The 26,727-nt window shown below is 65.8% G+C and carries 21 protein-coding genes and 2 pseudogenes; 12 read left to right on the top strand and 11 right to left on the bottom strand.

From position 1 onward, the window contains the following. Positions 1-51: 51 nt before the first annotated feature. On the bottom strand, positions 52-1,215 hold the full coding sequence (locus AC06DU_RS17920) for a zinc-dependent alcohol dehydrogenase (protein ID WP_024938479.1): 1,164 nt from the start codon (positions 1,213-1,215) through the stop codon (positions 52-54). A gap of 262 nt (positions 1,216-1,477) precedes the next feature. On the opposite strand from AC06DU_RS17920, the gene AC06DU_RS17915 reads away from it, so the two are divergent. After that, positions 1,478-2,122, top strand: coding sequence for a DUF4142 domain-containing protein (locus tag AC06DU_RS17915; RefSeq protein ID WP_478202935.1), 645 nt, complete (start codon positions 1,478-1,480; stop codon positions 2,120-2,122). A 170-nt stretch (positions 2,123-2,292) separates the two neighbouring features. Here AC06DU_RS17915 and AC06DU_RS17910 read toward each other — a convergent pair. Next, positions 2,293-3,470, bottom strand: a pseudogene (locus AC06DU_RS17910) (ABC transporter ATP-binding protein); the annotation flags it as partial. Positions 3,471-3,526: 56 nt separating this feature from the next. Further along, positions 3,527-4,393: a glucose 1-dehydrogenase gene (locus AC06DU_RS17905; RefSeq protein WP_478202934.1), complete on the bottom strand. Its 867-nt coding sequence runs from the start codon at positions 4,391-4,393 to the stop codon at positions 3,527-3,529. A gap of 216 nt (positions 4,394-4,609) precedes the next feature. Between AC06DU_RS17905 and AC06DU_RS17900 the strand changes: the two genes are divergently transcribed. The 3 genes from AC06DU_RS17900 (at position 4,610) to AC06DU_RS17890 (ending at position 6,865) form a co-directional block, all read left to right on the top strand. After that, positions 4,610-4,795 carry a hypothetical protein gene (locus tag AC06DU_RS17900; protein ID WP_016900925.1) on the top strand — a complete coding sequence of 62 codons (186 nt, stop codon included), beginning with the start codon at positions 4,610-4,612 and terminating at the stop codon, positions 4,793-4,795. 562 nt (positions 4,796-5,357) lie between these two features. After that, positions 5,358-6,638, top strand: a complete 1,281-nt coding sequence (locus AC06DU_RS17895; protein WP_184611472.1) for a sigma-54-dependent transcriptional regulator — start codon at positions 5,358-5,360, stop codon at positions 6,636-6,638. After that, positions 6,638-6,865 carry a hypothetical protein gene (locus AC06DU_RS17890; protein WP_065032933.1) on the top strand — a complete coding sequence of 76 codons (228 nt, stop codon included), beginning with the start codon at positions 6,638-6,640 and terminating at the stop codon, positions 6,863-6,865. The genes AC06DU_RS17895 and AC06DU_RS17890 overlap by 1 nt, the downstream gene beginning before the upstream one ends. On the opposite strand, the gene AC06DU_RS17885 is transcribed toward AC06DU_RS17890, so the two are convergent. Next, positions 6,859-7,242: a response regulator gene (locus AC06DU_RS17885; RefSeq protein ID WP_024938475.1), complete on the bottom strand. Its 384-nt coding sequence runs from the start codon at positions 7,240-7,242 to the stop codon at positions 6,859-6,861. The genes AC06DU_RS17890 and AC06DU_RS17885 overlap by 7 nt on opposite strands. A 198-nt stretch (positions 7,243-7,440) precedes the next feature. Between AC06DU_RS17885 and AC06DU_RS17880 the strand changes: the two genes are divergently transcribed. Next, a complete protein-coding gene (locus AC06DU_RS17880) occupies positions 7,441-10,995 on the top strand; it encodes a CheR family methyltransferase (protein WP_478202933.1) in 3,555 nt (1,184 codons plus the stop codon). 264 nt (positions 10,996-11,259) lie between these two features. After that, positions 11,260-11,832 (top strand): hypothetical protein, encoded by a 573-nt coding sequence (locus tag AC06DU_RS17875; protein ID WP_478202932.1) that lies wholly within the window; start codon positions 11,260-11,262, stop codon positions 11,830-11,832. Positions 11,833-12,095: 263 nt separating this feature from the next. Here the strand turns inward: AC06DU_RS17875 and AC06DU_RS17870 are convergent, their stop codons facing one another. Together AC06DU_RS17870 and AC06DU_RS17865 are read right to left on the bottom strand one after the other, a co-directional pair. Next, positions 12,096-12,995 carry a manganese catalase family protein gene (locus AC06DU_RS17870; protein ID WP_065032931.1) on the bottom strand — a complete coding sequence of 300 codons (900 nt, stop codon included), beginning with the start codon at positions 12,993-12,995 and terminating at the stop codon, positions 12,096-12,098. Between the two features lie 130 nt (positions 12,996-13,125). Next, positions 13,126-13,632, bottom strand: coding sequence for a YciE/YciF ferroxidase family protein (locus AC06DU_RS17865; protein ID WP_016900918.1), 507 nt, complete (start codon positions 13,630-13,632; stop codon positions 13,126-13,128). A 540-nt stretch (positions 13,633-14,172) separates the two neighbouring features. Between AC06DU_RS17865 and AC06DU_RS17860 the strand changes: the two genes are divergently transcribed. After that, positions 14,173-14,367 carry a hypothetical protein gene (locus AC06DU_RS17860; protein ID WP_024938471.1) on the top strand — a complete coding sequence of 65 codons (195 nt, stop codon included), beginning with the start codon at positions 14,173-14,175 and terminating at the stop codon, positions 14,365-14,367. 23 nt (positions 14,368-14,390) lie between these two features. Here the strand turns inward: AC06DU_RS17860 and AC06DU_RS17855 are convergent, their stop codons facing one another. After that, positions 14,391-15,605, bottom strand: a complete 1,215-nt coding sequence (locus AC06DU_RS17855; protein ID WP_478202931.1) for an NAD(P)/FAD-dependent oxidoreductase — start codon at positions 15,603-15,605, stop codon at positions 14,391-14,393. A 313-nt stretch (positions 15,606-15,918) separates the two neighbouring features. On the opposite strand from AC06DU_RS17855, the gene AC06DU_RS17850 reads away from it, so the two are divergent. The 4 genes from AC06DU_RS17850 to AC06DU_RS17835 all read left to right on the top strand — a co-directional run bounded on the left by AC06DU_RS17850 (position 15,919) and on the right by AC06DU_RS17835 (position 20,152). Next, positions 15,919-17,214 carry a sensor histidine kinase gene (locus tag AC06DU_RS17850; protein ID WP_349778373.1) on the top strand — a complete coding sequence of 432 codons (1,296 nt, stop codon included), beginning with the start codon at positions 15,919-15,921 and terminating at the stop codon, positions 17,212-17,214. Further along, positions 17,211-17,987 (top strand): LytR/AlgR family response regulator transcription factor, encoded by a 777-nt coding sequence (locus AC06DU_RS17845; protein ID WP_104608206.1) that lies wholly within the window; start codon positions 17,211-17,213, stop codon positions 17,985-17,987. Before AC06DU_RS17850 ends, AC06DU_RS17845 begins: the two co-directional genes overlap by 4 nt. Positions 17,988-18,022: 35 nt before the next feature. Then, positions 18,023-18,394 carry a hypothetical protein gene (locus AC06DU_RS17840; RefSeq protein WP_054592634.1) on the top strand — a complete coding sequence of 124 codons (372 nt, stop codon included), beginning with the start codon at positions 18,023-18,025 and terminating at the stop codon, positions 18,392-18,394. Positions 18,395-18,556: 162 nt separating this feature from the next. Then, complete coding sequence (locus tag AC06DU_RS17835; protein WP_024940772.1) at positions 18,557-20,152, top strand: APC family permease; 1,596 nt, start codon at positions 18,557-18,559, stop codon at positions 20,150-20,152. A gap of 248 nt (positions 20,153-20,400) precedes the next feature. Here the strand turns inward: AC06DU_RS17835 and AC06DU_RS17830 are convergent. Beyond that, positions 20,401-21,122 (bottom strand): annotated as a pseudogene (locus AC06DU_RS17830) (hypothetical protein). A gap of 446 nt (positions 21,123-21,568) precedes the next feature. Between AC06DU_RS17830 and AC06DU_RS17825 the strand changes: the two are divergent. After that, positions 21,569-22,495 (top strand): oxygenase MpaB family protein, encoded by a 927-nt coding sequence (locus AC06DU_RS17825; RefSeq protein WP_104595001.1) that lies wholly within the window; start codon positions 21,569-21,571, stop codon positions 22,493-22,495. A gap of 50 nt (positions 22,496-22,545) precedes the next feature. On the opposite strand, the gene AC06DU_RS17820 is transcribed toward AC06DU_RS17825, so the two are convergent. The 3 genes from AC06DU_RS17820 to AC06DU_RS17810 all read right to left on the bottom strand — a co-directional run bounded on the left by AC06DU_RS17820 (position 22,546) and on the right by AC06DU_RS17810 (position 26,574). Next, on the bottom strand, positions 22,546-24,615 hold the full coding sequence (locus AC06DU_RS17820) for a M13 family metallopeptidase (RefSeq protein WP_478204453.1): 2,070 nt from the start codon (positions 24,613-24,615) through the stop codon (positions 22,546-22,548). Positions 24,616-24,765: 150 nt separating this feature from the next. Next, on the bottom strand, positions 24,766-25,461 hold the full coding sequence (locus tag AC06DU_RS17815; RefSeq protein ID WP_039510084.1) for a glycosyltransferase: 696 nt from the start codon (positions 25,459-25,461) through the stop codon (positions 24,766-24,768). Between the two features lie 117 nt (positions 25,462-25,578). After that, positions 25,579-26,574, bottom strand: a complete 996-nt coding sequence (locus AC06DU_RS17810) for an aldo/keto reductase (protein ID WP_024940767.1) — start codon at positions 26,572-26,574, stop codon at positions 25,579-25,581. Between the last annotated feature and the right edge of the window lie 153 nt (positions 26,575-26,727).

The raw sequence follows: 26,727 nt of genomic DNA, 5'->3' as shown, positions 1-26,727 counted from the left end.
AAACGGCGCGGTCATCGACCGCGCCGTTTGCGTTTGTAGCGTTGCTGGCTGTTACGGCGTCAGCACCACCTTGCGACAATCGTCCTGCTTTTTGTCGAACAGCTCATAGCCACGCGCTGCATCGGCCAGCGGCATGCGATGGGAGATGATCGCGCTGGGCTTGAGGTCGCCATTGCCGATACATTCCAGCAAGTGCGGCATGTGCTTCTGCACGTGGGTCTGGCCCATCTTGAAGCTCAAACCCTTGTCGAAGGCATCGCCGAACATGAAGGCATGGATGAAGCCGGCATACACGCCCGGTACGCTGACCACACCGCAGCGGCGCGTTGCCGCAATGCATTGACGGATGGCAACACCGCTGCTGCCTTCCAGCTTCAAGTTGGTCAGTGCGGTTTCAATCGCGCTGCCTTCGGCTTCGAAGCCCACCGCTTCGATGCTGGCATCCACGCCGCGGCCATCGGTTTGCGACACGATGACATCGGCCGGGTCGTCGACCTCGTCGAAGTTGATCGGAATGATGCCGTAGGCCTTGGACGCAAAGTCCAGTCGATAGGCATGCCGGTCGACCATGAAGATGCGTTCGGCGCCCAGCATGCGGCAGCACGCCGCCGCCATCAGGCCCACCGGGCCGGCACCGAAGATCGCCACCGTCGAGCCCTGCTTGACTCCGGCATCGATGACCGCCTGATAGCCGGTCGGCAGGATGTCAGACAGGAACAGTACCTGCTCGTCATGCAATGCATCTGGCACCACCAACGGCCCGACATTGGCCTTGGGCACGCGCACGTATTCGGCCTGCCCGCCGGACAGACCGCCATACAGATGACTGAAGCCGAACAGCGCCGCCGGTGGCCGCATGTCCTTGTGATTGAGTGCCGCGCCCTTGCCGGTATTGGTGGTCTCGCAGGCGGAGAATTCCTGCAGCATGCAATGGAAGCAACGCCCGCAGGCCACCACGAATGGGATCACCACGCGGTCGCCGCGTTTGACGGCGGTGACGTCGGGGCCCACATCTTCGACGATGCCCATGAACTCGTGGCCGAGGATATCGCCGTGTCGCAGATCCGGAATCTTGCCGCGGTACAAATGCAGATCCGAACCGCAGATGGCGGTGGCGGTCACGCGCAGGATGAGATCGTCGCGTTCGACCAAGACCGGGTCCGGCACGGTTTCGACCCGGACATCGCGTGAGCCGTGGTAGTTGAGGGCGAGCATGGGGGTTCTCCGGAAAGGCCGTCGATGTGCGGCAACACAGCCAGTGTCGGCAGCGTGCCGTTAAGTCCGTCAGCACGGCACGTGCGCACGGTGTGGACGCGTTCGATTGGCGACGCGGCGTTGATGCGTGTGTCACGCCTGGATAACCCGCGCGCTCGCACTCTCGAATGCCACGCTGAATCGTTCGCAGCTCATGCGTGCAGCGACCATGCGACCCCGACAATCAACGATCGTGCCTTGCGCGATCAACCAGGAGACAACGATGGGAATTTTCAAGATGGTGACCGCCGGTGCAGTGGGCTACGTGGCTTACAAGGCATGGCAGCGTCGCCAGAACGAGTCCGGTGAAGCGGCCAGCCCGAAGAACAACGATCGCGATATTCAACCGCAGACGCTGCGTGCGCCGGCCAATGCGGGCAGCACGCCGCCGCATGGCGACCCGCTGCGTGATGCCGCTGCAATCTCCGGTGATCGCAAGCAGGCGCTTGGTGCGCTGGTGGTGTTCAACGAGCAGGAGCGCACGCTGGCGCAACTGGCAGTCGTCAAGGGACTCGGTGGCGAGACCTTGCAGTTTGCACGCAAGATGGACGAGGCCCACAGTGCGGCGCTCACCGATCTCAGCCGGTTTGCACCGGATCGCAGCGGCACGCTGGCGCAGGCTGCAACCACCCGCGCTGACGGCACCCGCAAGCGTCTGGAAGGCTTGAACGGCAAGGAGTTCGAAACGCAGTACCTGCAGGCCAGCGTCACCAGTCACGAGCAGGCATTGACGTTGCTGGATGCGCAGCTGGCCAGCGAGCCGGGTTCGAGCGATCTGGGCAAGGAACTGCAGCGCGCACGCGAGACCATCGCCCAGCATCTGGAGCGTGCCAAGTCGCTGCGCGCCAAGTTGAGCCAGGCGCACTGATCAGGCAGCGAAGTGGATCGGGCACCGCGTGATGCGCGGTGCGATGCAGGCAACAGGCAGCTTCGGCTGCCTGTTGTCGTTGTGGGCATGCGTGGGGCGTGTCTACTCGATCTGCTGCACACCTGCAGCATGCTCGGCCGGTACCGGGCGATCGCATCGCAAGGCCGTCTTCATGACGCACCAGGCGTAGCCTGCTCGAATCCCGCCGCCTGGCGCTGCCACAGGCCATCGAACGCACCACCGCGACCACACAGCTGTGCCGGGGGTTGCCGTCTTCGACCACGCGGCCTTCCTGCAGCACCACGATGCGATCGAAGCCGATTACCGTGGACAGGCGATGCGCCACCCCCAGTACCGTGCGGTCGCGCATCAGGTGATCCAGTGCGGCCTGGATTTCCGCTTCCGACTCGGTGTCCAGTGCCGAGGTGGCCTCATCCAGGATCAGGATCGGCGCGTCCTTCAGAAACGCGCGGGCGATGCCCAGACGCTGGCGTTGACCACCGGAGAGCATGACCCCGCGTTCGCCGACCTGGGTGTCATAGCCCTGCGGCAGCTGCCGGATGAAGCCATCGCAGAATGCGCGCCGCGCAGCATCTTGCACCTCCGCATCGCTGGCCTCCGGGCGGCCGTAGCGGATGTTGTCGGCAATGCTGCGATTGAACAGCGCGGTTTCCTGCGGAACCACCGCAATCTTTTCGCGCAGGCTGTCCTGGCTGAGGCTGCGGATGTCCTGGCCATCGATCAGCACGCGTCCGGATTGCACATCGTCCAGGCGCTGGATCAGCGCGATCAAGGTGGACGTGCCGACACCGGAGGGCCCGACGATGCCGACCTTCTGGCCGGCAGGGATGTGCAGGTTCAATCCGTCCAGCACCGCCGCCCGATCCGGATAGGCAAAGCGCACCTCTTCGAACCGCACATCGCCCTGGGCCAGGGCCAGCGGTGCGTCCGCGTCAACGATGGCATGTGGCTGCAGGATGATCTGCAGCGTGTCGGCGAGGGCGCCCAACTGCTGGGGGGTGTCCACCAGCGTCAGCGCCAGGTCGCGCGAGCCTCGCAGGATGCGGAAGGTCAGCGCGCTGACCAGCACCACGTCGCTCGCGCTCACCATGCCGGCGCGCCACATGCTGATCGCCCAGATCAACATGCCGCCGGCCATCACCGACAGGCAAATGTCGTGGATCACGCGGGCCTTTTCCACGTACATCCAGCTGCGGCGATGGGCGACCGCCTCGTCGCCGATCTGCTCGGCCAGCCGCGCGCTTTCGCGATCGCGTGCGGCAAACGCCTTGATCGTCCACACAGTGGACACCGCATCTACCAGCTCGCCGCCTACGCGCGCGGCCTGCCGCCTCGCTAAGCAAGCGAGGCGGGCTTTGCGTGCAGCTGCAGCGCAGGACGGCGTTACAGCGTGACCGCGCCACCGGCAATGGTGAGCAAGGTGCCCGAGGTGTAGCTGGCGGTATCGGCAGCCAGCATCACGTACGCCGATGCCAGCTCCACCGGTTGCCCGGGGCGCCCCATTGGCGTCTGCCCGCCGAAGTTTTCCACCGACTCCTCGTCCATGCCGGCCGGAATGAACGGCGTCCAGATCGGACCCGGCAGCACCGCGTTGACGCGGATGTGCTTTTCGGCCAGTACGCCCGCCAGGCCAATCGTCAGGTTGGCCAGCGCGCCCTTGGTAGCGGCATACGGCAGGATGTTCGGCGTCGGCTTCTTGGACTGCACCGAGGCGGTATTGATGATGGAGCCGCCGTCTTTCATCAGCGGTACCGACAACTGCACCAGGTGGAACACGGCATGCACGTTGGTGTCGAAGGTCTTGCGCCATTCGTCCAGCGTGATGTCTTCGAAGTTCTCAAAATATTTCTGATAGCCGGCGTTGTTGACCAAGATATCCAGGCCGCCGAACGTGCTGTTGACCTGTTGGATCAACTTAGCCGCCTGGGCCGGGTCGCTGATGTCGCAGCCCACCAGCAAGGCCTTGACGCCGGCCTTTTCGATCAATGCGCCGATTCTGGCGGCGTCTTCCTGCTCGTCGGGAAGATAGGCGATCGCCACGTCGGCACCCTCGCGTGCATAAGCGATCGCCACGGCCGCACCGATGCCGCTGTCGCCGCCGGTGATCAGGGCACGCTTGCCGGTGAGCTGCCCATGACCGACATAACTGTCTTCGCCGTGATCTGGGCGTGGGTCCATCTTCTCGGTACGCCCAGGAAAGTTCTGCTGCTGCGGTTTGAATGGCGGGCGCGGGTAATTGGGTACGGGCATTTCAGTCTCCTGGCGGTGTGACGCATCACGATGAACCGCAGTGTGCGTGCGCAGACGTAAACGGGCGGGCTAGGCGATGTCGGCGGCGTGTGTGTTGACGATGTCGCCGCCTGTGCATGTGGCGATTGCTTCACGCCATCGCGCAGCTTTGTTCACTGCTGCGCAATGCACGCCGGCCTAGCGTGGGCTCACGACCACAAACGCAGGAGAACGACGATGGGCAGTGAACCGAAAAAGCCATGGGGTCCGGACGACGACCAGCAAAAGCCGTTTACGCCGCAGGAACAGCGCAACGAGGACGTCGAGTGGAAGGTGCACGACATGCCCGACGAAGACCGCGACGTGAACAAGGCCGACCCCGAGCACGATTACGAGCGACCGGACGGCTCCGAGAAGCGCTGAGTCGCGCTCGACGCTGCAGTTCCGGCGTTCGCGATGCAGGCGCACGCAACTCTGCCGTCGTGTCACAGCGCCGGCCTTGGCAGCTCCATGCACGTTTTCTCCACGGCCGGTGCGTAGGCTATTGGCAACACAGCGCATCCGACGGCTCGCGGCCGGGCGTGCACAAGGCATCCACCGGCAATGATCCACGTCGGCGCGAGCCGACAGTCCAGCAGGCGCGTCGTAGCGCAGGCCAAGCGAGCTGATCCGTCAGCTCAGTCCAACGGCACCCGTGTCCGGGCTGCCCTCCATCTCCCGCAAACCTTGCGCTCCTTGGCGTTTCGCCCAAGACGACGCGCTGACCGACCCCGACCATGACGCTTGGCACTGGCGTAATCCAGCGCCGCCATGCGTACTTCGGTCGACCATTTACGGCGAGCTCGACTTGGGGGAAGCGGGCGCCATACGGCCGGATGGCCGTGACACGGATGTGCCATCTCGTGGTGACGTACAGGCGCGTTTTTCGCGCAGCCGTCACAATTCTCAACTGAACATGTATTAGTCATTGCGGACAGAAGCGCCCATGGACCGTCTTTCCTGCGCCATCATCGACGACGACGTGGAGTTCTGCGATCAGGTGGTTGAGTTAGCCACCGATAGCGGCTTCCGTGCCAAGGGCATCCACACCCTTGGCGAAGCCAGCCGTTGGCTGGACAGCAACTTCCCCGACCTGTTGGTGGTGGACGTTGGTCTGCCCGACGGTAGCGGTTTCGATCTCATCGAACGGCTCGACCCGGATCACACGCCGCAGATTGTGGTGGTTTCGGGCGATTACGCCTACGAGACCCAGGGCCGCGCGCAGCAGTTCGGCGTCAGTGAGTTCCTCACCAAGCCGTTTGCGCCCGAGCGGCTGGAGCGCGTGCTCGGCGGCCTGCGCGACGCGCAGCAGGGCAATATGGGCATCATCGGCAACAGCGACAGCATCGTGCTGCTGCGCAAGGACATCCTGCGCGTGGCGCCGACCGATTTGAATGTGCTGGTGACCGGCGAGACCGGCACCGGCAAGGATCTGGTCGCGCGCGCGATCCACCGGGTCTCCGGCCGGCGTGGTCGCTTCGTGCCGGTCAACTGCGGTGCCATTCCCGAGGAGCTGCTCGCCAGCCAGTTGTTCGGCCACGAGCGCGGCAGCTTCACCGGTGCCGATCGTCGGCACGCCGGCTTCCTGGAGCAGGCCGCCGATGGCACGCTGTTCCTGGATGAGATCGGCGAGATGCCGACCCGGCTGCAGGTCTACCTGCTGCGCGCGATCGAGTCGCGCAGCTTCATGCGCGTGGGGGGCAGCGAGGAGATCCCACTGGATGCGCGCGTGGTCGCGGCAACGCACCAGCATGTGCAACGCGAGCACGGCGTGCTGCGCGAGGATCTGTTCTATCGGCTCAACGAGTACCCGATCCAGGTGCCGCCGCTGCGCGAGCGTCGCGGCGATGCGCGGCTGCTGGGCCTGCGCGTGATCGATGAGCTCAACGTCAAGTACGGCACCCGCAAGCTGCCGACCAAGTCGTTGCTGCGCTATCTGGCCTACCACACCTGGCCGGGCAACGTGCGCGAACTGCGCTCGTTCATCCGCTATCTGTACCTGCGCGCGGACGGCGATCTGCTGAGCGCACCGGATGTGGTGCAGACCGTGCCGCAGGCCGATGAAGACGGCTTGCTGATTCCGGCGGGATGGACCATGCGCCAGGCCGAGGACGCCATGATCGAGGCGGCGCTGGCGCGCACGCGCTTCAACAAGAAGGCGGCGGCGCGCGAGTTGGGGATCAGTGTGCGCACTTTGCACAACCGGCTCAGCGACAAGGACGCGTAGTGGGCGATGCATCCCAGGGGCGGCGGCGCGAGCTGCTGCATCAGTTGCGCAACCGCCTCAACGTGATGGGCTTTGCGTTGTATGCGTTACGCAACGAGACCTCCAAGCCCATGGAGACCCTGCGCACTACCCATCAGTCGGCGGTGGAGTTGCTCAATCAACTGGGCGAAGAAGAGCGCGCCCTGCGCCAGGACGATGCGATGTCCACCGACAGCACCGATCAGTAATGCTCGGCAGGCTGGGTCTGGTTGCTGAGCAGGGCGGTGATGGTGCGCGGGTTGTAGGGCTTCATGCAGTACGACAGGTGCGCAAACCGCGGCGGTAGCGTGTAGCGGTCGTAGCCGGAGCAGAACGAGAACGGCACGCCGCGCTCCAGCAGCGCATCGGCGACCGGAAACACCGGTTGGCCACGCACGTTGACGTCGAGCAAAGCGCCGTCGATGGTCTGGCCGGAGGCCACCAGCGACAATGCCTCCGGCACATTGCCCACCGGCCCGAGTACATAGACGCCGGCTTCCACTAACAGATCGTTGAGCGATTCGGCCAGCAGATAATCGTCCTCGACCACGAGGATGCGACGGCCGTTGAGTGGATTGTCCTGCATGGCGAGCTCCTGGAGCGGTGGCGCTGTCTGGCGACGCGCAAGCCATAGTGCGCGTCGCGTCGGTTAACGCCGCGCGTAAGCAGGCGCTTCCAGAACCGGTCGTGCAAGGCAGCTGTACCGCTCAGACGCCGCGTAGCAGTAGAGGCGGGTTTGCGCCATCATTGACGATTGCGCCTCACACCCGACGCGATCGATGCGATGACTGACGACGACACTTCCTGCGACGACACCACAGCGCCCCCCGTGCACGACGCCGTGGCGCCACCGCCGTTATTCGTTCTCGGTGTCGGCGCCGATGGCCTGGATGCCACCCGCCTGGCCGAGCTGCTCGACGCGGTCGCCGGGGCGCCCAATCTGGTCATCATGCTGTTGCTGCGCGATCGCCACTTGCTGGACGAGACGCGCCTGCGCGAGTTGCTCGGCCCGCAATCCAGCCTGCTGCTGGCACCGGAGGACGGCGATGCGCTGCATCCCGGGCGCATTTACCTACCGCCCAGCCAGACCCTGGTGACCCTGGAAGAAGGCCGGCTGCGGCTGCGCCCGTTGGAGGAAGCCAGCGATCACGGCTTGATCGACAGTTTCTTCGTTTCGATGGCGCACGACCAGGACGGCAACGTGATCGGCCTGATCATGGGCCGCTTCGATGGCGACGGCACCCTGGGCACCGCCGCGATCAAGGAATGTGGCGGTCTGGCGCTGGCGGTGGACGACCCGTCGTTACATGGCATGGATCTGCGCAGTGCCGGCAACCCGGCCGCCATCAGCGACGACATCCTGCCGCTGCCGCGCGTGGCCGCACGCATCGCCGCGCATATGCAACGCCACCATCGCTTCGGTCATCCGGCACCGGTGGGCGTGCGCAACGGCAGCGAGAACGATCAGCTCAGCCAGGTCGCCAGCATCCTGCGCAATGCCACCGGCCATGATTTCCACGGGTACAAGCGCGCCACGTTCCTGCGCCGCGTGCAGCGACGCATGCAGGTGGTGCAGGTGGACACGCTGGAACAGTATCTGGAGCAGCTGCGCAGCCGCTTCGACGAACCGCTGCTGCTGTTCAACGATCTGCTGATCGGCGTCACCCAGTTCTTCCGCGACCGCCGCGAGTTCGAATTTCTGGAGCAGCAGGTGATTCCGCGCCTGTTCCAGGGCAAGCAGCCGGGCGATCACCTGCGGGTGTGGGTGCTGGGTTGCTCCACCGGCGAAGAGGCCTATTCGTTGGCGATGCTGTTGCGCGAGCATGCGCAGACGCTGGACGTGGCGCCGCGCATCCAGATCTTCGCCAGCGACATCGACGGGCGGGCGTTGGCCATCGCACGGGTGGGGCGTTATTCGTCCAGCATCGTCGCCGACGTGGGGCCGGAGCGCCTGCAGCGCTGGTTCGTCAAGGAGGGCGATACCTATGTGGTGAGCAAGCAGCTGCGCGAGCTGTGCGTGTTCTCGCAGCACAGCATCGTCAAGGACCCGCCGTTCTCGCGGCTGGATCTGGTGTCGTGCCGCAATCTGCTGATCTACCTGGACGCCGAGCTGCAGAACCGGGTGATCCCGGTGTTTCACTTCGCCCTCAAGCCCGGCGGCTATCTGTTCCTGGGCAACGCCGAAAACGTCTCGCGGCATGCCAAGTTGTTCGCACCGGTGGAGCGCAGCTTCCGCGTGTTCCAGAAGATCGATGCCGACAGCCGCATGCATACGACCTTCCCGTCATCTTCGCTGGGACTGGACGGCCATGCACCGGCGGCCAACCGCCAGCAGCACAGTGTCAGCAATGCACTGGTGCGCGCCGGCGAGCGCATCGCCGATCGCTATGCCCCGGCCTATGCGGTGCTGGACGAGCATTTCGACGTGCTGCATTTCTCTTCCCAGGCCGGGCGTTTCATTCGTCCCGGCGGCGGCGCACCCAGCCTCAACCTGCTCAACCTGGTTCACCGCGACCTGCGGCTGGAGTTGCGCAGCGCGCTCAGCCGTGCCGAAGCGGACATGACGCCGGTGCAGGCCAGGGGCATCCAGATGCACGAGGACGCGGCGACCCTGGCGGTGGACCTGTTCGTGGAGCCGACCTCCGATTCGGACGTGCCGCGCGGCTATGTGGTGTTGTTCCAGGAAGTGGAAGCGCGTGAACTGGCCGAGCTGGCGCCGCCGAAAGATACCGTGTCCGACAATGCGCACGTGCAGGCGCTGGAGAACGAGCTGCGTATGACCCGCGAGCGTCTGCAGTCGATGATCGAGGAGCTGGAAAGCACCAACGAGGAGCTCAAGTCCTCCAACGAGGAGTACCAGTCGCTCAACGAAGAACTGCAGAGCGCCAACGAAGAGCTGGAAACCTCCAAGGAAGAGCTGCAGTCGGTCAACGAGGAGGTCACCACGGTCAACGGTGAGCTGGCCCACCGCGTGCAGGAACTCGCGCATGCCAACAGCGACCTGAAGAACCTGCTGGAAAGCACCCAGATCGCCACCGTGTTCCTGGACAACGAGCTGCGCGTCACCAACTTCACTCCCGCGGTCACCGACATCCTGCCGCTGGTGGAAAGTGACATCCACCGGCCGATCAGCAACATCAAGCTGCACGTGGCCTACGATGAACTGCAGGACGATGTGCGCCGGGTGATCCGCACGCTGGCGGTGCTGGACCGCGAGGTGGAAAACCCCGCCACGCGCGCGCGCTACATGGTGCGCGTACTGCCGTACCGCACCGTCAACAATTTCATCGGCGGTGCGGTGTTGACCTTCATGGACGTCACCCCGCTGACGCGCGCCGAGCGCGCGTTGCGCAGCAGCGAGCAGCGGCTGCGCACCTTGATGGAAGGCATTCCGCAACTGGTGTGGCGCTCGCTCGATGGCGGCCGCTGGACCTGGTCCAGCCCGCAATGGTCCAGCTACACCGGCCAGCGCGATGGCGAGAGCCTGGAACTGGGCTGGCTGCAGGTGGTGCATCCGGACGAGCGCGAGCTGACCCTGAATGCCTGGCATGACAGTGCGCGTACCGGCGGGCTGGATGTGGAACACCGCCTGTTCAACGCAGCCGAAGACGGCTACCGCTGGTTCCATACGCGCAGCGCGCCGGTGCTGGACGAGCGCGGCCAGGTGCTGGAATGGCTGGGAACCTCGACCGAATCGGACAATTTGCGCCGCCTGCAGGACGAACAGCGCGTGCTGGTCAGCGAATTGCAGCACCGCACCCGCAACCTGATCACCGTGGTGCAGTCGGTTGCCAAGCAGACCGTCCAGACCAGCCACAGCATGCCGGAATTCGCCGGCAGGTTCGACGACCGGCTCTCTGCGTTGTCGCGTGTGCAAGGACTGTTGTCGCAGTCGGACAACGAGCCCACCACCATCGGTGCGCTGCTGCGCATGGAGCTGGATGCGCTCGGCGCCGAGCCCGACCAACAGCGCATCGTGGTGGAAGGCCCGGATGTGGCGCTTCGCAAGTCCACGGTGCAGACGCTGGCGCTGGCGCTGCACGAACTGGCAACCAATGCGCTCAAGTACGGGGCGCTGGCGGTGGAGACCGGCACGCTTTCGGTGCGCTGGGACGTGGTGTCCACCAACGACGCCTCTGCGCGTCTGGTGCTGTCGTGGATCGAGGAAGGTGCCAGCCAGCAGCGGCGCGACGACCGCGACCAGGCGGGCGGATTCGGCCGCCGTCTGATCGAAAAGGCGCTGCCGTACAGCCATGGCGCACAGACGCGTTACGAGCTCAGCGATACACGCCTGGAATGCGAGATCCAGTTGCCGTTGACCTCGCTGCACGAGCGCTAGAGACCTGCACGCGCGCGTGCAGTCCGTGCGCACTCCGGCAGGCGCGGCCATGCCGATGTGCAAAATGCTGCGCATCCCGACGCGCCCCTCACGGAAATTCCTGCGCGTGCGTGCACATGTTGCGACGGATTCGCACCTCGCAACGATGCCGATGCCACGGCCGTCATGCAGGACCATTGCGGTGCATCGTTGCGCGGCATCCCTAAAACTTGGCGCGTATTGTGCGTAGCTCTTGCTGTCATCAAGATGCACAGTGGAGTAAACATGATTACGCGCATTCTTCAGTTGTCGGGCCGCGTTGCGAGCAATGCCTGGGTCGAGATCGGTGTGGGTGCCGATGCCGACATTCTGGTTGCCGACCGTGGCGGCAAGCGCGAGGAGCGTGCAACCTTCGGTCGACGTGCTCCGGGACAGCAGCGCTCGATCAATACCCAGGAGCCGGAGTGGCTGGGGCGCGTGGACCTCGCCATCTGGGAAACCCAGCGCTGCCTGATCCCGCTGTGTGGCTTTGTCTGCGCCGCATCGGTTGATGGCGCCACGTCGGCGACCTGGCTGAGTCAGGACGGTGGTGCGCTGTACGCCGCGGGCCTGCGCAACGTCATGGATATCGGTGGCCGCCTGCAGATGGGGTTCTCGTTACTGGTCGCTTCCTCGACCAGCCTGCCGACACAGCGCCCGTTATGCGTTGAGGGCGATGCCACGCAATGGCTGCAGGTCAGTGGCGAGGAGGCCATGCGTCATCTGCTGCCATGGCGGTTGGAACGCTGCACCACCGCAGCAGGCGTGCGTCCGGAGTGGGCCAGCGAAGCGCATGCCCAGCAGGCTGCGCCGGTGTGAGAGGCGCGGGCACGCAGTGACACCAGGAGGCCCGTCGGGCCTCTTTTCTTTTTCAGTCTTCGGTAACACCTTGCGCATTCGTCAGCGTGTTGTATCGAGCCACCCGTGTTGCACGGGCGTCGCAGACCACACGCCGACGTTGCCGCGATAGCTAACGCAAGACGACCAACGGCATGCAGCCTGCTGTCCACAGTAGGTTACGCATCAAAAAGCCCGGGTCGCGAACGACCCGGGCCAGTCTCGGCAACTGCTAGCGCTGAAGATCAGCGTTGGATGTCGCCGGTGGTGGAGCCGGCGCCCGGGCCTGCGCCCAGGTCTGCACCGGTCACCCGATCCAGCTCCGGATTGGACAGCAGACGCAGCGACATTGCATCCAATGCCTCGGTCTGGGTCGCATCCAGCGCAACCGTGGCCGAACCATCGCCACCGTCGACTGCGGACTGCAGCTCACGGTCTGCCACCACGTCCCACTGCTCGCCGGCATTCCACGGGCCAACCGTGTCGCCTTCGCCCTGCGACATGTTGTAGTAGATGTCGGTGAAGCGTGGGTCGCCCGGCAGCTTGCCCGGCGGGAAGTTCGGCTCGATCGAATACAACGCCTTCTCGAACGATTTCTGATGCGCCACTTCGCGCGTCATCAGGAAGCGCAGCGCATCCACGATGCCCGGGTCATCGGTGACGGTGATCAGACGCTCATAGACCAGCTTGGCGCGTGCTTCGGCAGCGATGTTCGAACGCATGTCCGAAGTCGGGCAACCGATCGAATCGACATAGGCCGATGTCCACGGCACGCCACTGGAGTTGACCAGCGCCGGGCCACCGCCATACAGGATCTGCTGGGTGTGGCTGGTGCTGTTCTGGGTCATGGAGCGCATCTCCATGGCCTCTTCCATGCCCTCGGACAACACGGCCTTGGGGCCCTTGTTGAGCATGGCGATGATCGAGCCGATGATTTCCAGGTGGCTCAGTTCTTCGGTAGCGATATCGAACAACAGATCCTTGCGGCCCGGATCGTCTTCGCCCAATGCCTGGGTGAAGTACCGCATCGCTGCAGCAAGCTCGCCTTGCGGTCCGCCGAACTGCTCGAGCATCAACGTGGCCAGATCCGGATTGGGTTCGGCAACTCGAACGGTGTACATCAGACGCTTGTTATGCATAAACATGGATGGTATTTCCTGGCTGGCGCCCGACGACGACTGCAACGCGGCATGCGCGCAGAAACCTGAGGCTGGCTACGGGTGGGGGTTGCCCGCGGAATGCGGGCAAACGCAGGCGGCAGCGCCGCCCGGTGCATCAGGCCGCTTTGCTGGCCTTGGATGCCTTTTGATTGCCGCCTTGCTCGGCGAGCAGGGTCAGCTTTTCATCGGTGGCCTTTTCTTCTTCCAGCGTGGAAAGCAGCAGGCTGACCGCATCGGTATAGCCCAGCTGCTTCGCAATCGCAGCGATGGTGCCGTACGAGGCGATCTCGTAATGCTCCACCTTCTGCGCGCCGCCGATCAGTGCCGCATCGCGTACCGGACCTTCTTCGATCTCGTCGATCACCTCGCGGCTTTCCTCGACCAGGCCTTCCATCGCGGCACACTTGATGCGCTTGAGCTTGATGCCGAGCAGTTCGACGATCTGGTCGATGCGTTCGATCTGGCCCTGGGTTTCCTCCAGGTGCAGCTTGAACGCTTCCACCAGCTTGGGTTCGGTGGCCGCACGTGCCAGACGCGGCAGCGATTTGGTCAACTGCTTTTCTGCGCTGTAGATGTCCGACAGCTCGTGGACGAAAAGCTCTTCAATTGTCTTGATCGCCATGGGCGGCTCCTTTGGATGGATAGGTGGATAAACAGTGCGGCACACCGTGTGCGTATTGCCTTCAATTGCGTGCGAGCCAGTTGCGTCACCACTTCGGCATCGCATTGCCTGGCGTCACGCCAAGCCTGCAATGCAGCGTTGTTGTCGTGCTTGCTCACGCTGTCTCGCATGGTCGCTACGCTAATCGTCGGCGTGTTAGCGCGATCGGTAGATGCGGTGATGCCGAGGCGATAACGACCTGTGCCGTGAGCGGCGCGGTGATGATGCGCATGCAATCGATTCGCCAGCGCCGAGCCGTGGCAATTGCACTGCCATCGACCGAAATTGATGCCGGCTTCTCGAGAGGCATGCGCAACGCGCATGACCGCGGCCGTGCATGCGGCACCGGTGCGCCTGTGCCGATGTCGATGCCATTGCGCGGATGTCGATGCGCACGCGCAGCGATTGCACCGGCACCGTGCGGCATGCACTGCCGGGAATGCACGCCGTTGCGGACCGATGCGCTACAACCGACGGCTGGTCCTTGCCCCTGGAGCTGCCATGACGCCGTTGGACAAACCGTTACGCCGCGAGCTGCAGATCGGCGAGCAGGTCTATACCCTGGTCATCGACCCGCAGGGCTTGAAGCTGGTCGAAAAAGGCCGACGCAAAGGCGTGGCCTTGCGGTGGGACGAACTGGTCAGCGGCGATGCCGCACTTGCCCGCGCGCTGCAGGCCTCGCTTGGCGAGTCCTGAGCGCAACGCGCGGGCAGAACGATTCAGCGCGCAGGAAACAAGCGTGCCAGCTCGCGGACCGCTGCTGCGGACGCGGCATGATCCGGCGTGGCATCGGGGTTGTTGAAATCGTGGGCACCTTGCGACTGCACCAGCAAGCCATCGCGACGCGGCACCACATTGAGATTGTGGCCGCGCCAGACCAACCCGTAGGTCACTTCCGGTTGCGGAATCAGGCGTGCGGTCTGCCCACGTACCGGGATGACGCTGTCGTCGCCAAGCAATGCGCGCGCGCCATATCCGGTGGCATTGACCAGGATCTTCTCGCGCAGCTGGCCGAACTGGCGCGGATGCTCGAAGTTGCGCGTGTACAGCTCGCCGCCGGCCCGCAGAAAGTCGTCCATCAGCAGGCGCGCGTAGGCGCTGAGGTTGAAGGTCAGCTGGCTGTAGCGGCGCACGAACGGCACCGGAAACGGATGACTGCCGGGCGCAACCGGTTGCGAGCGTGGGCCGAGATCCTCAAGCTGGTCGCGCTCCAGTGGCGGGTAGTCCGGCTCGTGCGCTTCGGCCGACGCGCTCGGTTGATCGAACGGCACATCCGACAACGCATAGCCATCGCGCCATTCGATCGGCTCGCCCGGCAGGCCCAGCAGGGTCTGGTAGCGGCGAAACGAAATGCGCGCCATCTCTTCCCAGCGGGTCCTGAAGTCGGCGCTGGCGTGCTCGCTGGTGCACACGCGCGAGTCCGGCGACCACACGCCGGTGGCGTAGAACGAGCGCACATCCGGCAGGCGCTCGCGCGCATAGATGCGCACGCGCAGGCCCGCGCGTTGCGCCACCAGCGCGGTGGTCAGCCCGATCGCGCCGCAGCCGATCACCGCCAGCTCGCGCGCATCCGCATCGGCGGCCTGCACCAGCCGCAGCGCATGCTCGGCCGCACCCCACGACAGCGACCACCCGCTGCCGCCATGTCCGTAGTTGTGCACCACCATCTTGCGGCCGATGCGCTCGGCCTCGATCCGCGGCCCCTGTGCACGGAACGGACGGGTGCAGCCGTTGATCGCGATGATGCGATCGACCGCCGCACGGATCGGCGCCAGCGGCGGCGCTGCGGCGAACTGGTCGGGCGAGGCGCCCGGCGGCATGGCGGGTAGCGGCGAAGACGGCGTAGCGGCCACCTTGCCGGTCGCGGCCCAGCTCCCGGTGGAAGCGGCCGCGAGCGCGAGGCCGGCGCTGTGCAGGAAATGACGACGGTGCATGCGGCTCCTGAGCGATGTGCAGAAAGTGATTGGGGTAACGGCGCCTGCGTGACCGGCCACGCGTAGCGCGCGGTGCAGTACCGGTAAACGCCAGGCCCTGCGCTGCGCGCCAGCGACAGGCACCCCGCAGCATCGTCGGTCGCGCACGCCGAGCATACCGCGCGCATCTGTGCCTGCCACCGTCGACCAGGCCGGTTTCGCACCGCGATCCGGGCAGTTGAAGCCGCGCCAGCGGCCATTCGTCGCCCGGGGGCGTTCGCCCGATCGCTTGCCGGCTATGCTCGCCGCGTCCCAACCCAACGAGCTCCCACCCGTGTCTGCCAGCGTCTTCCTGATCGTGCGTATCGTGTTCGCCTGGGCCGCCGCGTTGCTGGTGGCTGCGATCATGTGGGCGCAGCTGTTCGGCTCCACCGGCGCCTTCTTCGGGCTGATCTGCGTGGTGCTGCTGACGCTTGCCCTGATGAGTGCGATCACGCATGTGCGCCGGGTGCGCCTGATCGCCGGGCGGCTGGATCACGACACCTTGTCGACCCGCCAGCGCCGCCAGATCGAGGTGCCGCTGGACGTGCAGGCCAGCTTTGCCGTGGTCGAAGAGGCCGTGCGCGCGTTGCCGCGCGTGCAGGACATCGAATGCGCGCCCGGCAGCCTGCTGATCCGCGCCAAGGTGCGCCGCATCGACCCTTACGAAGGACGCCAGCCCTCGCGCTGGAACCTGTTCGCGCGTTTTGCGATCAAGCGCAATCAGGTACTGGTGACGATCACGCCGGGGCAGGGCACCAGCAGCGTCACGGTGTTGTGCGAACCCGACGCCGGTGCCTGGGTGGATCTGTTCGCGGTGGACGAAGGCAGCAATTACGAGAATGCCGAGGCGATCAATCGCGCGGTGGTGCGCCGGGTCGGCGAGCAACGTCGCGACGAGCAGGCCGCGGCCGAGCAATCGGTGATGGAAAAGGAACTGGCGGTGGCCCGCCTGAACCTGCTGCATGCGCAGGTCGAGCCGCACTTTCTCTACAACACGCTGGCCAGCGCACAGGTGCTGGCACGCACCGACCCGCCGCGCGCGGAGATCATGATCGGGCACCTGATCCAGTACCTGCGCAGCTCGCTGCCCAGCGCCGACGGGGCCATCTCCACCCTGGGCGAGGAACTCGAACGCACCCAGGCCTATCTGGAAATCCTGCGCATCCGCATGGGCACGCGGCTGGTCCTGCAGGTGGAGGTGCCGTACGAGCTGCGCGCGCTGCAACTGCCGTCGATGATGCTGCAGACCCTGGTGGAGAACGCGATCAAGCACGGGCTGGAACCCAAGCCCGGCGGCGGCACGATATGGATCCTGGCGCGTCGCGTCGACGACCATGCCACGCTGACCGTGGCCGACGATGGCCAGGGCTTCGGCACCCACACCCAGGGCACCGGCATCGGCCTGAAGAACCTGCGCGAGCGGCTACAGTTGATCTACGCCGGCAAGGCCAGCTTTGCCATCGTGTCCAATTTCCCCAGCGGTGTGGCCGCCACCATCAGCCTGCCGCTGCCGGCGCCGATGACCGCCACACCCATGCCGCCGCCGTTGCCAGGCACGCACAGCTCCACCGCGCGGGTGCAGGCATGAGCGCGCTGCGTGCGGTGATCGCCGAAGACGAAGCGTTGCTGCGGCAGTCCCTGCTCGCGCTGCTGGCCGAGGTGTGCCCGCAGCTGCAGGTGGTGGGCGAATGCGAAGACGGCGCCGGCGCGCTGGAGACCATCGCCGCGCAGCAGCCGGATGTGGTGTTCCTGGATATCCGCATGCCCGGGCTCACCGGCATCGAGGTGGCGCGTGCGCTGCGCGAGGTCAGCCCGCGTACCCAGGTGGTGTTCGTCACTGCCTACGACCAGTACGCCATCGATGCGTTCGAACACGGCGCGGTGGACTACCTGCTCAAGCCGATCAGCCGCGAGCGCCTGCAGGCCACCTGGCAGCGCGTGCAGCAACGCGCTGCCGCCGGCCAGCCGGACGGCCAGCTGCTGGAGGCCTTGTTGCAGCGCCTGTCCGCGGGCCCTGCTGCCGCCAGCGCCGCGCCGCCGTTGGCCTGGCTCACCGCCAGCAGCGGCCGCGAGACGCGCCTGATCGCGCTGGACGAGGTGGCGTATTTCCAGGCCGACCAGAAATACACCACGGTGATGACCGCCGCCGGCGAGGCGATCCTGCGCACGCCGCTGCGCGAGTTGCTCGACGTGCTGGATCCGCAGGTGTTCAAGCAGATCCACCGCTCCACCATCGTCAACATGAAGGCGGTCGCCTCGGTGGTGCGCGAGGACACCGGCAAGGGCCGGCTGGCGCTGCGCGGGCGCAGCGAAACGCTCACCGTCAGCCAGCCCTTCATGAGCCTGTTCCGCGGCATGTAATTCCCCCGATCGCATCGACTGAAAGGATTGCTGATATGCGCCTGATCGCCTCCCTCGTGTATTGCCTGCTTGCGTTGGCCGGTTGCCACGACCGCAACGGCACCACCTCCATCACCCGCGCCACCAGCAATGGCCAGGACGTGATCTTCAGCAAGACCCTGGCCACCGCCACCGACCTCAATGTGCACTGCCTGGCCAGCAGCAGCGGTCGCTGCCATTACCTGGTGTACGAGGAACACTGCGCCGCGCCTGCCGCGGGCAACATGACGGGTACACCGGCCTGCGCACGCAGGACGCTGGACAGCTTTGCGCTGACACCCGGGCAGGTGCGCGAACTGCGCGGCATTCCGCGTCAGGCGCACACCTGTGTGGATACCAGCGCGCCCAGCGCCGATTGCCATGGCTGAGCGGGCCTTGCAGTCCTTGCTCGGCGGAAACATGTTTCAACTATGTAGCAAGCCATGCTGCAACCGGACGCAAGCCTGAATACGCACTGACGATCAGCGGCCGCTTCTGCGATCATTGCGGGCTTGTTGCCGGTTCACGGCGTCCTCACTGCCAGGCTTCTCATGTCCGAACAATCGCTACGCCGCGACGTTGGCCCCTTCGCCCTCATGCTCACCGGCCTGGGCTCGATCATCGGTTCCGGCTGGCTGTTCGGTGCCTGGCGCGCTGCCGGCCTGGCCGGCCCCGGTGCGATCTGGGCCTGGATTCTGGGTGCAGCGATCATCACCACCATCGCGCTGTCCTACGCGGAACTGGGCGCGATGTTCCCCGAGTCCGGCGGCATGGTGCGCTACAGCCATTACTCGCACGGCTCACTGGTGGGCTTCATCGCCGGCTGGGCCAACTGGATCGCGATCGTGTCGGTGATCCCGGTCGAGGCCGAGGCCTCGGTGCAGTACATGGCCTCCTGGCCATGGGCCTGGGCGCAGGGCCTGTATGTGCAGGCACCCGGCGGGGCCGGGGAGTTGTCGGTGCCCGGCCTGCTGATCTCGGCAGTGCTGGTGCTGGTGTATTTCTTCCTCAATTTCTGGAGCGTCAAGCTGTTCGCGCGCTCCAATACGCTGATCACCGTGTTCAAGCTGGTGGTGCCGGCGGCGACCGGCGTGGCCCTGATCGCCAGCGGCTTCCACAGCGAGAACTTCAGCGTCGGCATCCACGGCGACGCGCACGTGATCGACCTGGCCGCAGTGCTCACCGCGGTGGCTACCGCCGGCATCGTCTTCAGCTTCAACGGCTTCCAGAGCCCGGTGAACCTGGCCGGTGAAGCGCGCAACCCGGGCCGCAGCATTCCGTTCGCAGTGCTGGGCTCGATCGCGCTGGCCACGGTGGTCTACGTGATCCTGCAGGTGGCCTATATCGGCGCGGTGCCGCCGGACCTGCTGGCCAAGGCCGGCTGGCACGGCATCGATTTCCGCTCGCCGTTCGCCGAGCTGGCCATCATCGTCAACCTGCACTGGCTGGCCATGCTGCTGTACATCGATGCGTTCGTCAGCCCCAGCGGTACCGGCATCACCTATACCGCCACCACCGCGCGCATGGTCTACGGCATGGAAAAGAACGGCACCATGCCGTCGGTGCTGGGCAAGCTGCACCCGGTCTGGGGCGTGCCGCGCATGGCGATGTTCTTCAACCTGGCGGTGTCGTTCGTGTTCCTGTTCTTCTTCCGCGGCTGGGGCACGCTGGCGGCGGTGATCTCGGTGGCGACCATCATTTCCTACCTCACCGGCCCGATCAGTGCGATGGCGCTGCGCCGTCATGCCCCGGAGCTGCATCGCCCGCTGCGCATCGCCGCGCTGCCGGTGCTGGCCGGCGTGGCCTTCGTGATGGCGACCGAGCTGCTGTACTGGGCGCGCTGGCCGCTGACCGGCGAGATCATCCTGCTGATGGTCGTGGCGCTGCCGGTGTACTGCTACTACCAGGCCAAGCAGGGCTGGCCGGACCTTGGCCGCAACCTCAAGGGCGCGGCCTGGATGATCTGCTACCTGCCGACGATCGCGCTGCTGTCCTGGGCCGGCAGCAGCGACTTCGGCGGGCACGGCTACCTCAGCTATGGCACCGATCTGGCTGTGGTCGCGGCGGTCGGCGCGGTGTTCTACATCTGGGGTGTGCGCAGCGGTTGGCGCACACCGTCGGTGGAGAAGGCCGTCGCGCAGGCGTGAGCGCTTGATCGCTGATTGCTGCTGAAACAAGGCGTCTGTCTCCGGGCGCCGCAAACAAGAAACGGCCGGTGCACTGCACCGGCCGTTTCTTGTTTGTCGTCGCGCACGCGATGGAGTGCAGCGACTGGCGCCGCCTGGCAGCGCACGCCGTGTTGCGATCGGACGTCGGGCAGATCAATCAGGCCGTTTCGTCAGGCGCGCGGCATTGCCGATGCCTTGCGGCAACTACCACATCCATCGCCACACCGCTACGCCAGCGTCCCCGCCGCCGCGCTGTGGGGAGCGGTGTTGGCCACCAGCCGCGGCGCACCATCGAAGCGGTCCAGATCACGCAGCAATTCGGTGTAGCGACGCAGCCGCCCCATCTCGCGCATGTTGACGATGTCCTCGTGGCGCAGCTCGCGCTTGGAACTGACCTCCTGCTTGTAGCGCAGCACTTCCGGATAGCGACGGGTCATGTCCAGCGCATCGGCCACGCATTCGACCGAATCGGCATCCGGGGTGACCCGTGCACGGCTGTTGAAGGCGCGCAGCCAGCGTTCGAAACCGGCGCTGTGATCGAACAGATCGGCGATGTACCACATGACGAACAGGATCGACGCCCACGAGGTAAAGATGATCACCACGCGGCTGAAGGTCAGGTGGTAGTCGTTCTGCCACAGCTGGTGGGTGATCACGCCCAGCAGTACCAGCGAGATCGCCTGCCAGCCGATGATCGAGGCGATCACCCACTGTTTCTTGGCCACCTTGAGCAGATTGAGCTCCTGGTCGAGCTGTTCGTCGGTCTTTTCGCGCCAGTGCGCGACCTGCTCGTCGAAGGAGAGCCGATGGAGTGCGTTGTCCTGCAATAGCAGGCCCAAACCCTGGAACAAAGCGATCATGACAAGCTCCTGACGGATGGCTGGTACGAACGACTTGCTGCACCCGGCAACGCGCCGGTGCCCTGGAGCGACCGGGCAGCGGCTGGCAGTGATGCTGGCCGGTACACGGACGGCCCTAGTTCTAGCACTTTCGCCGTGCTTGGCAATGCCTGCTGCGCGCCGAAGGCCAGCCAATCCTGCGTACCGGCGCACAAATCGCAGTATTCAGGCGCTTTGCAGCGTTTGCCGGGCGATTGCAGCTGCGGTGCGCCGTGATTCTTGTTGCACTGCACACTCGCACCTGCGTGATTGCATCCGCGGCGGTTGCGACCGGCGCGACCCAGTCCGGCGTACAGATCACGTGAGCGCCGCGCAAGCACGCATGCCGCGCAAGGTCCCACGACGGGCGGGCAAGCACCCGTCGAGACGATCGGCGCGCATCGATACGAACAGCGCACACGGCGCCGCCTTTCAGCAATCCCGAATCCCAAATCCCCAATCCCAGCCCCTCAGCACCACGACGCGCTCTTGCAACCGGCTCGGTATCCTTGCGCGCATGTCAGCCGTCCTGCGTACCCTCACTGCTCCCGCCGCCAGGCAGATCCATCGCTGGGTGCTGGGCGCGTTTCCGCGTGGCCAGAGCACCATCGACTACGACCAGCCACTCGGGGATCCCGGCATCTTCGGGCCCGACAGCGTCACCTGGCGCGTGCATTCCGAATTTCCCGGCATGTTGTCCGGCGGACTGTGCGCATTGATGCTGCAACTGCTGCATCCACGCGCGCTGGCCGGGGTCTACGACCATTCCAACTTCCGCGCCGATCTGATCGGGCGGCTGCGGCGCACCACCAATTTCGTCGCCGGCACCACCTATGCACCGCGTGCCGAGGCCGAGCAACTGATCGCCCGCGTGCGCAGCATCCATTCGCATATCCACGGCCACACCGCCGACGGTGTGCCTTACGACGCGAACGACCCGCAGTTGCTGACCTGGGTGCACGTCACCGAAGCCTACGGTTTTCTGCAGGGCTGCCGACGTTATTGCCGCGACGTGCCGGCGCACATTGCCGATCGTTACTACGACGAAGCGCGCCGCGTCGCCGAAGCGCTGGGCGCCGCCGATGTGCCCGCCAGCGAAGCACAGGTCGATGCGTATTTCGCCACCGTGCGCGGGCAGTTGCGCATGGACACGCGCTCGCGCGAGGTGCTCGACATCCTCACCAGCATCCAGTTGCCGGTGCCGGCCGCCGGCCTGTCGCGCGGGGTGTTCCTCGGTGCCGGTACCGCCCTGTTGCCGGGCTGGGCCAGCGACATGCTCGGCCGCACCACCACGCAGCGCGCACAGGCACACGCGTCGGCGCGGCTGCTGCGCAGCCTGTCGCCCTTGTTCCGCATCGCGCTACGCGACGGGCTGTCCGCACGCGCCTGCCGCCGCATGCAGCTGCCGCAGGCGATGTTGCTGGAGTGGCCAGGGGCGCGGTGAGTGCGGGTGCTTGCCTGGTGTGCAGGGCGGTGGTGTGACGCGGGGGCTGGCTACCAGATCCGCACCCGCTGCTCGGGCGGCAGGTACAACTGCTCGCCCTGTTGCACATTGAAGGCCGGATACCAGGCATCGAGGTTGCGCACGGTCTGCGCGCGGAAACGTCCGGGTGCGTGCACGTCGGTGAGCACGGCATTGCGTAGCGCCGCGTCGCGGTACTTGCCGCGCCAGGCCTGGGCAAAGCCCAGGAAGAAGCGCTGGTCCGGGCTGAAACCGTCGATGGTCTGCGGCTGCTTGCCCCGCAGCGACAGCTGATAGGCGTCGTAGGCAGTGGCCAGGCCGGCGACATCGGCGATGTTCTCGCCCAGCGTCAGCTTGCCATTGACGCTCAGGTCGTCGAACGGCTTGTACGCACTGAACTGCGCGGCGAGCGCGTTGCCGGCGGCCTCGAATTTTTTCAGATCCTGCGGCGTCCACCAGTTGTGCAGCTCGCCATGTTCGTCGAACTGCGCGCCCATGTTGTCGAAGCTGTGGCTGATCTCGTGGCCGATCACCGCGCCGATGGCGCCGTAGTTCACCGCGTCGTCGGCGGCCGGGTCGAAGAACGGCGGCTGCAGGATCGCGGCCGGAAACAGCAGGCGGTTTTCCAGCGGTACGTTCAGCGCGTTGACCTCCTGCGGCAGCATGTACCACTCGCGGTGATCCACGGCCTTGCCCAGCTTGGCCAGATTGCGCCGGTACTCGAACAGCTCGGCGCGCTGCACATTGCCCAGCGCGTCGTCGCGGCGCACATCCAGCGCGCTGTAGTCGCGCCAGGTGTCCGGATAGCCCACCGCCACCGTCAGCCCGGAAATCTTGGCCTTGGCATGCTGCTTGGTCTGCGGGCTCATCCACTCCAGCGCATCGATGCGTTTGCCGAAGGCGGTGACGATGTTCCTGACCATCTCCTCGGCACGCGTCTTGGTCTGGGCGCTGACATACTTCTGCACATAGCGCTCGCCCACCGCTTCGCCCAGGGCCGCGTTGGTGGCGTCGATGCCGCGCTTCCAGCGCTGCCGTTGTTGCGGTGTGCCTTCCAGCGTGGTGCCGTAGAACGCAAAGCGCTCATCGGCGAAGGCCTTGGACAGATACGGCGAGGCGCGGTCCAGCGCGCGAAAGCTCAGGTAATCCTTCCAGGTCTGCAGCGACTCGGAGCGCACCAGCGCCGACAACCCGGTCACCGCGCCGGGCTGCCAGACGATGAAGTCCTGCTGCGCCTTCAGGCCGGCCGCTTCGAAGAACGGCGCCCAGTCCAGGCCGGGCGCGTTACGCGCAAAATCGGCCTGTTTCCAGGGGTTGGCGCCGGCCTGCACGTTGTTGGTCTGTTCGGCGGTGGCGTGCACGCGCGCCATCGCGGTTTCCAGGGCCAGGATGCGCTCGGCCCTGGCCGCCGCGTCATCGATGCCGGCCAGTTCCAGCAGTTTGACGATATGCGCGCGGTAGGCGTCGCGCATCTGCGTCATGCGCCCGTCGTCCAGATAGAAGCTACGGTCCGGCATGCCCAGGCCGCCCTGCACCAGATACGGCACGTAGCGGCCCGGGTGATGCAGATCCTGCGAGATCCACAGACCGAACAGCCGGTCGGTATGGAAGTTGGTGGAGTTGAGCAGATCCACATCGGCGCGCAGCTGGCCGCCCAGGGTGCGCGCCAGCGCCTGCTTGTCATCCAGCTGCGCGATCGCATCCAGTTCCGGTTGCACCGGGCGCACGCCCTTGGCCTCGATGCCGGCTTCGTCCATATAGGCCGCGTAGTAATCGCCAATCTGCTTGTCTTCGCCGGTGACACGGTCGTTGGCGGCGGCGCCTTCGATGATGTCGCGGCTGTGCTGCTCGGTCTCGATCGCGATGCTGACGAAGCTGTTGAAGCTGGAGCGGTCGTCCGGGATCTGGGTGGTCCTGACCCAGTTGCCGCTGGCGTAGCTGAAGAAGTCGTCGCCTGGTGCCACGCTGCGGTCCATGCCTGCCGCATCGAAACCGAAGTCGCCCAGCTTGGGCGTGGTGGGCGCGGGCTTGGCGTGCGCCGTCGTTGCCGGTGAAGTGCCATCGCGGTGGCACGCGGCGGTGCTCAGCAGGGCAGCCGACAGCGCAGCGATCAGGACAGGGCGGTGCAGAAGAGCCATGCGAGTGCAACTCGGAAACGAAAAACAGACATACCAGTGTAAATTGCCGCCGTCGCCACGTCCCGACGCGATGGCAGCGCGCAGCCGGCATGGCAGCCTGCGGACACGCGCGGTTCAGCGCCGGCGCTGGTACCAGAAACCCAGCGCATCGCGGGTCTGCAGCATGCCGCGCCCGCGCCATAGAAAGCGCAGCAGCAGGCTCAGGTGCTCGCGCTTGGAAAAGCTGCGCAGCTTGCGGTCGGAGGTGTGCACGGTCTGGCGCAGGATCACGAACCGCCCGCAGCGTGCCAGCGCGCGGCTCAATGCCACGTCTTCGCCGGCGTAGTAACGCGTATCGAAGCCGCCGGCGCTGACGAATGCCGCGCGCGTGCAGAACAGGAAGCAGCCCGGGGCAATGCCGCTGAGACGGAACAGCCAGCCGAACGTCGCCTGCGCCATGCGTTCGAACCACGCGCGCCTGCCCTGCAGATGTACCTGCGCGCCACCGCCGACCGCGCCGGCATCCAGCGCCGCCAGCGCCGCGCCGACCACCTGCGGGTTGATCAGCGTATCGGCGTCGAGAAACAGCAGGCGATCGCCCTGCGCCTGCTGCACGCCGGCATTGCGGGTGGCGGCGATATGGCGCAGTTGCACCTCCAGCACCTGCGCACCGGCCGCGCGCGCGATGGCGGCGGTGTCATCCTCGCAGGCATCGGCCACCACGATGACCTCGTAGTCCAGCTGCATGGCCTGCGCACAGGCGTGCAGGCATTGCAGCGTCTGGCCGATCAATACGGCCTCGTCATGGGCGGGGATCACGAAGGACAGCATGGCAGGACGTGTCACTCGGACGGTGGTGATGCCAAGTGTGCGAGCCATACCGGTGCGATGGCGTGAGCGCACGCAATCGCCGCACAGCTGCGACTGCGTGCACTCACGTGAGCACGCTCAGCGGCTGAGCGCGCCCATCATCGCTTCCGGATACCGCGTACCGGACGCGGCCTGCAACGGGAAGATCGCATCGATGCGTGCGAGCTCGTCCGGCATCAGCGCCACATCGAGCGCGCCGAGGTTTTCTTCCAGGTAGGCCAGCCGCTTGGTGCCCGGGATCGGCACCAGATCCTGGCCCTGCGCCAGCACCCAGGCCAGCGCCAGCTGCCCCGGCGTGATGCCCTTGTCGGCCGCGATCGCCTTGACCTGCTCCACCAGTTGCAGGTTGCGGGTGAAGTTCTCGCCCTGGAAACGCGGCGAATGGCGACGGTAATCGTCGGCCTCGAAGTCGTCCGGCGAGGCGAATGCGCCGGTCAGGAACCCGCGGCCCAGCGGCGAATACGGAACGAAGCCGATCCCGAGCTCGCGCACGGTGGCGAAGACGCCGTTGTCCTCGGGCTCGCGCGACCACAGCGAGTATTCGGTCTGCACCGCGGTGATGGGATGCACCGCATGCGCACGGCGGATGGTGGCTGCAGCGGCTTCCGACAGCCCCAGGAAGCGCACCTTGCCCTGTTCGACCAGACGCGACATCGCACCGACGGTGTCTTCGATCGGCACGTTGGGGTCCACGCGGTGTTGGTAGTACAGGTCGATGTGCTCCACGCCCAGGCGGCGCAGGCTGGCTTCGCAGGCCGCCTGCACATAGTCCGGGCTGCCGTCGATGCCGCGCACCGACGGGTCGTTGGGGTCGAGCTTGATGCCGAACTTGGTGGCCAGGAACACTTCGTGCCGGCGTGCGGCAATGGCCTTGCCGACCAGGATTTCATTGGTGTGCGGGCCGTACATGTCGGCGGTGTCGAGCAGGCTGACGCCGTGGTCGAGGGCGCGATGGATCACTGCGATCGAGCCGGCCTCGTCGCTGCGATCGCCGTAGAACGCGCTCATGCCCATACAGCCGAGGCCGAGCGCAGAGACGGTGGGGCCGGAACGGCCAAGCGTGCGGGTTTGCATGGTGGAGGAAACTCCGTGCGGCGAACAAGTCAGGGGAGGATGCGGCGGCGCGCGTTAGCACGATGTGGCCCGTGCGATGACGGCGCTGTGGGCGGCTGGCGGGCTGCCGTGGCGTCCGCTGGGCGCACAGGCAAACGGCGCACAGCCAAGCAG

The organism is Xanthomonas sp. NCPPB 3200, assembly GCF_056393585.1.
Note: the sequence above shows the minus strand (reverse complement) of the source record. Positions and strands in the feature narration are given on the sequence as shown.

What these genes read in the sequence shown, in the direction of transcription:
- AC06DU_RS17920 (WP_024938479.1), bottom strand. Translation starts at nt 1,215, where the DNA reads ATGCTCGCCCTCAACTACCACGGCTCACGCGATGTCCGGGTCGAAACC.
- AC06DU_RS17915 (WP_478202935.1), top strand. Translation starts at nt 1,478, where the DNA reads ATGGGAATTTTCAAGATGGTGACCGCCGGTGCAGTGGGCTACGTGGCT.
- AC06DU_RS17905 (WP_478202934.1), bottom strand. Translation starts at nt 4,393, where the DNA reads ATGCCCGTACCCAATTACCCGCGCCCGCCATTCAAACCGCAGCAGCAG.
- AC06DU_RS17900 (WP_016900925.1), top strand. Translation starts at nt 4,610, where the DNA reads ATGGGCAGTGAACCGAAAAAGCCATGGGGTCCGGACGACGACCAGCAA.
- AC06DU_RS17895 (WP_184611472.1), top strand. Translation starts at nt 5,358, where the DNA reads ATGGACCGTCTTTCCTGCGCCATCATCGACGACGACGTGGAGTTCTGC.
- AC06DU_RS17885 (WP_024938475.1), bottom strand. Translation starts at nt 7,242, where the DNA reads ATGCAGGACAATCCACTCAACGGCCGTCGCATCCTCGTGGTCGAGGAC.
- AC06DU_RS17880 (WP_478202933.1), top strand. Translation starts at nt 7,441, where the DNA reads ATGACTGACGACGACACTTCCTGCGACGACACCACAGCGCCCCCCGTG.
- AC06DU_RS17875 (WP_478202932.1), top strand. Translation starts at nt 11,260, where the DNA reads ATGATTACGCGCATTCTTCAGTTGTCGGGCCGCGTTGCGAGCAATGCC.
- AC06DU_RS17870 (WP_065032931.1), bottom strand. Translation starts at nt 12,995, where the DNA reads ATGTTTATGCATAACAAGCGTCTGATGTACACCGTTCGAGTTGCCGAA.
- AC06DU_RS17865 (WP_016900918.1), bottom strand. Translation starts at nt 13,632, where the DNA reads ATGGCGATCAAGACAATTGAAGAGCTTTTCGTCCACGAGCTGTCGGAC.
- AC06DU_RS17860 (WP_024938471.1), top strand. Translation starts at nt 14,173, where the DNA reads ATGACGCCGTTGGACAAACCGTTACGCCGCGAGCTGCAGATCGGCGAG.
- AC06DU_RS17855 (WP_478202931.1), bottom strand. Translation starts at nt 15,605, where the DNA reads ATGCACCGTCGTCATTTCCTGCACAGCGCCGGCCTCGCGCTCGCGGCC.
- AC06DU_RS17845 (WP_104608206.1), top strand. Translation starts at nt 17,211, where the DNA reads ATGAGCGCGCTGCGTGCGGTGATCGCCGAAGACGAAGCGTTGCTGCGG.
- AC06DU_RS17840 (WP_054592634.1), top strand. Translation starts at nt 18,023, where the DNA reads ATGCGCCTGATCGCCTCCCTCGTGTATTGCCTGCTTGCGTTGGCCGGT.
- AC06DU_RS17835 (WP_024940772.1), top strand. Translation starts at nt 18,557, where the DNA reads ATGTCCGAACAATCGCTACGCCGCGACGTTGGCCCCTTCGCCCTCATG.
- AC06DU_RS17825 (WP_104595001.1), top strand. Translation starts at nt 21,569, where the DNA reads ATGTCAGCCGTCCTGCGTACCCTCACTGCTCCCGCCGCCAGGCAGATC.
- AC06DU_RS17815 (WP_039510084.1), bottom strand. Translation starts at nt 25,461, where the DNA reads ATGCTGTCCTTCGTGATCCCCGCCCATGACGAGGCCGTATTGATCGGC.
- AC06DU_RS17810 (WP_024940767.1), bottom strand. Translation starts at nt 26,574, where the DNA reads ATGCAAACCCGCACGCTTGGCCGTTCCGGCCCCACCGTCTCTGCGCTC.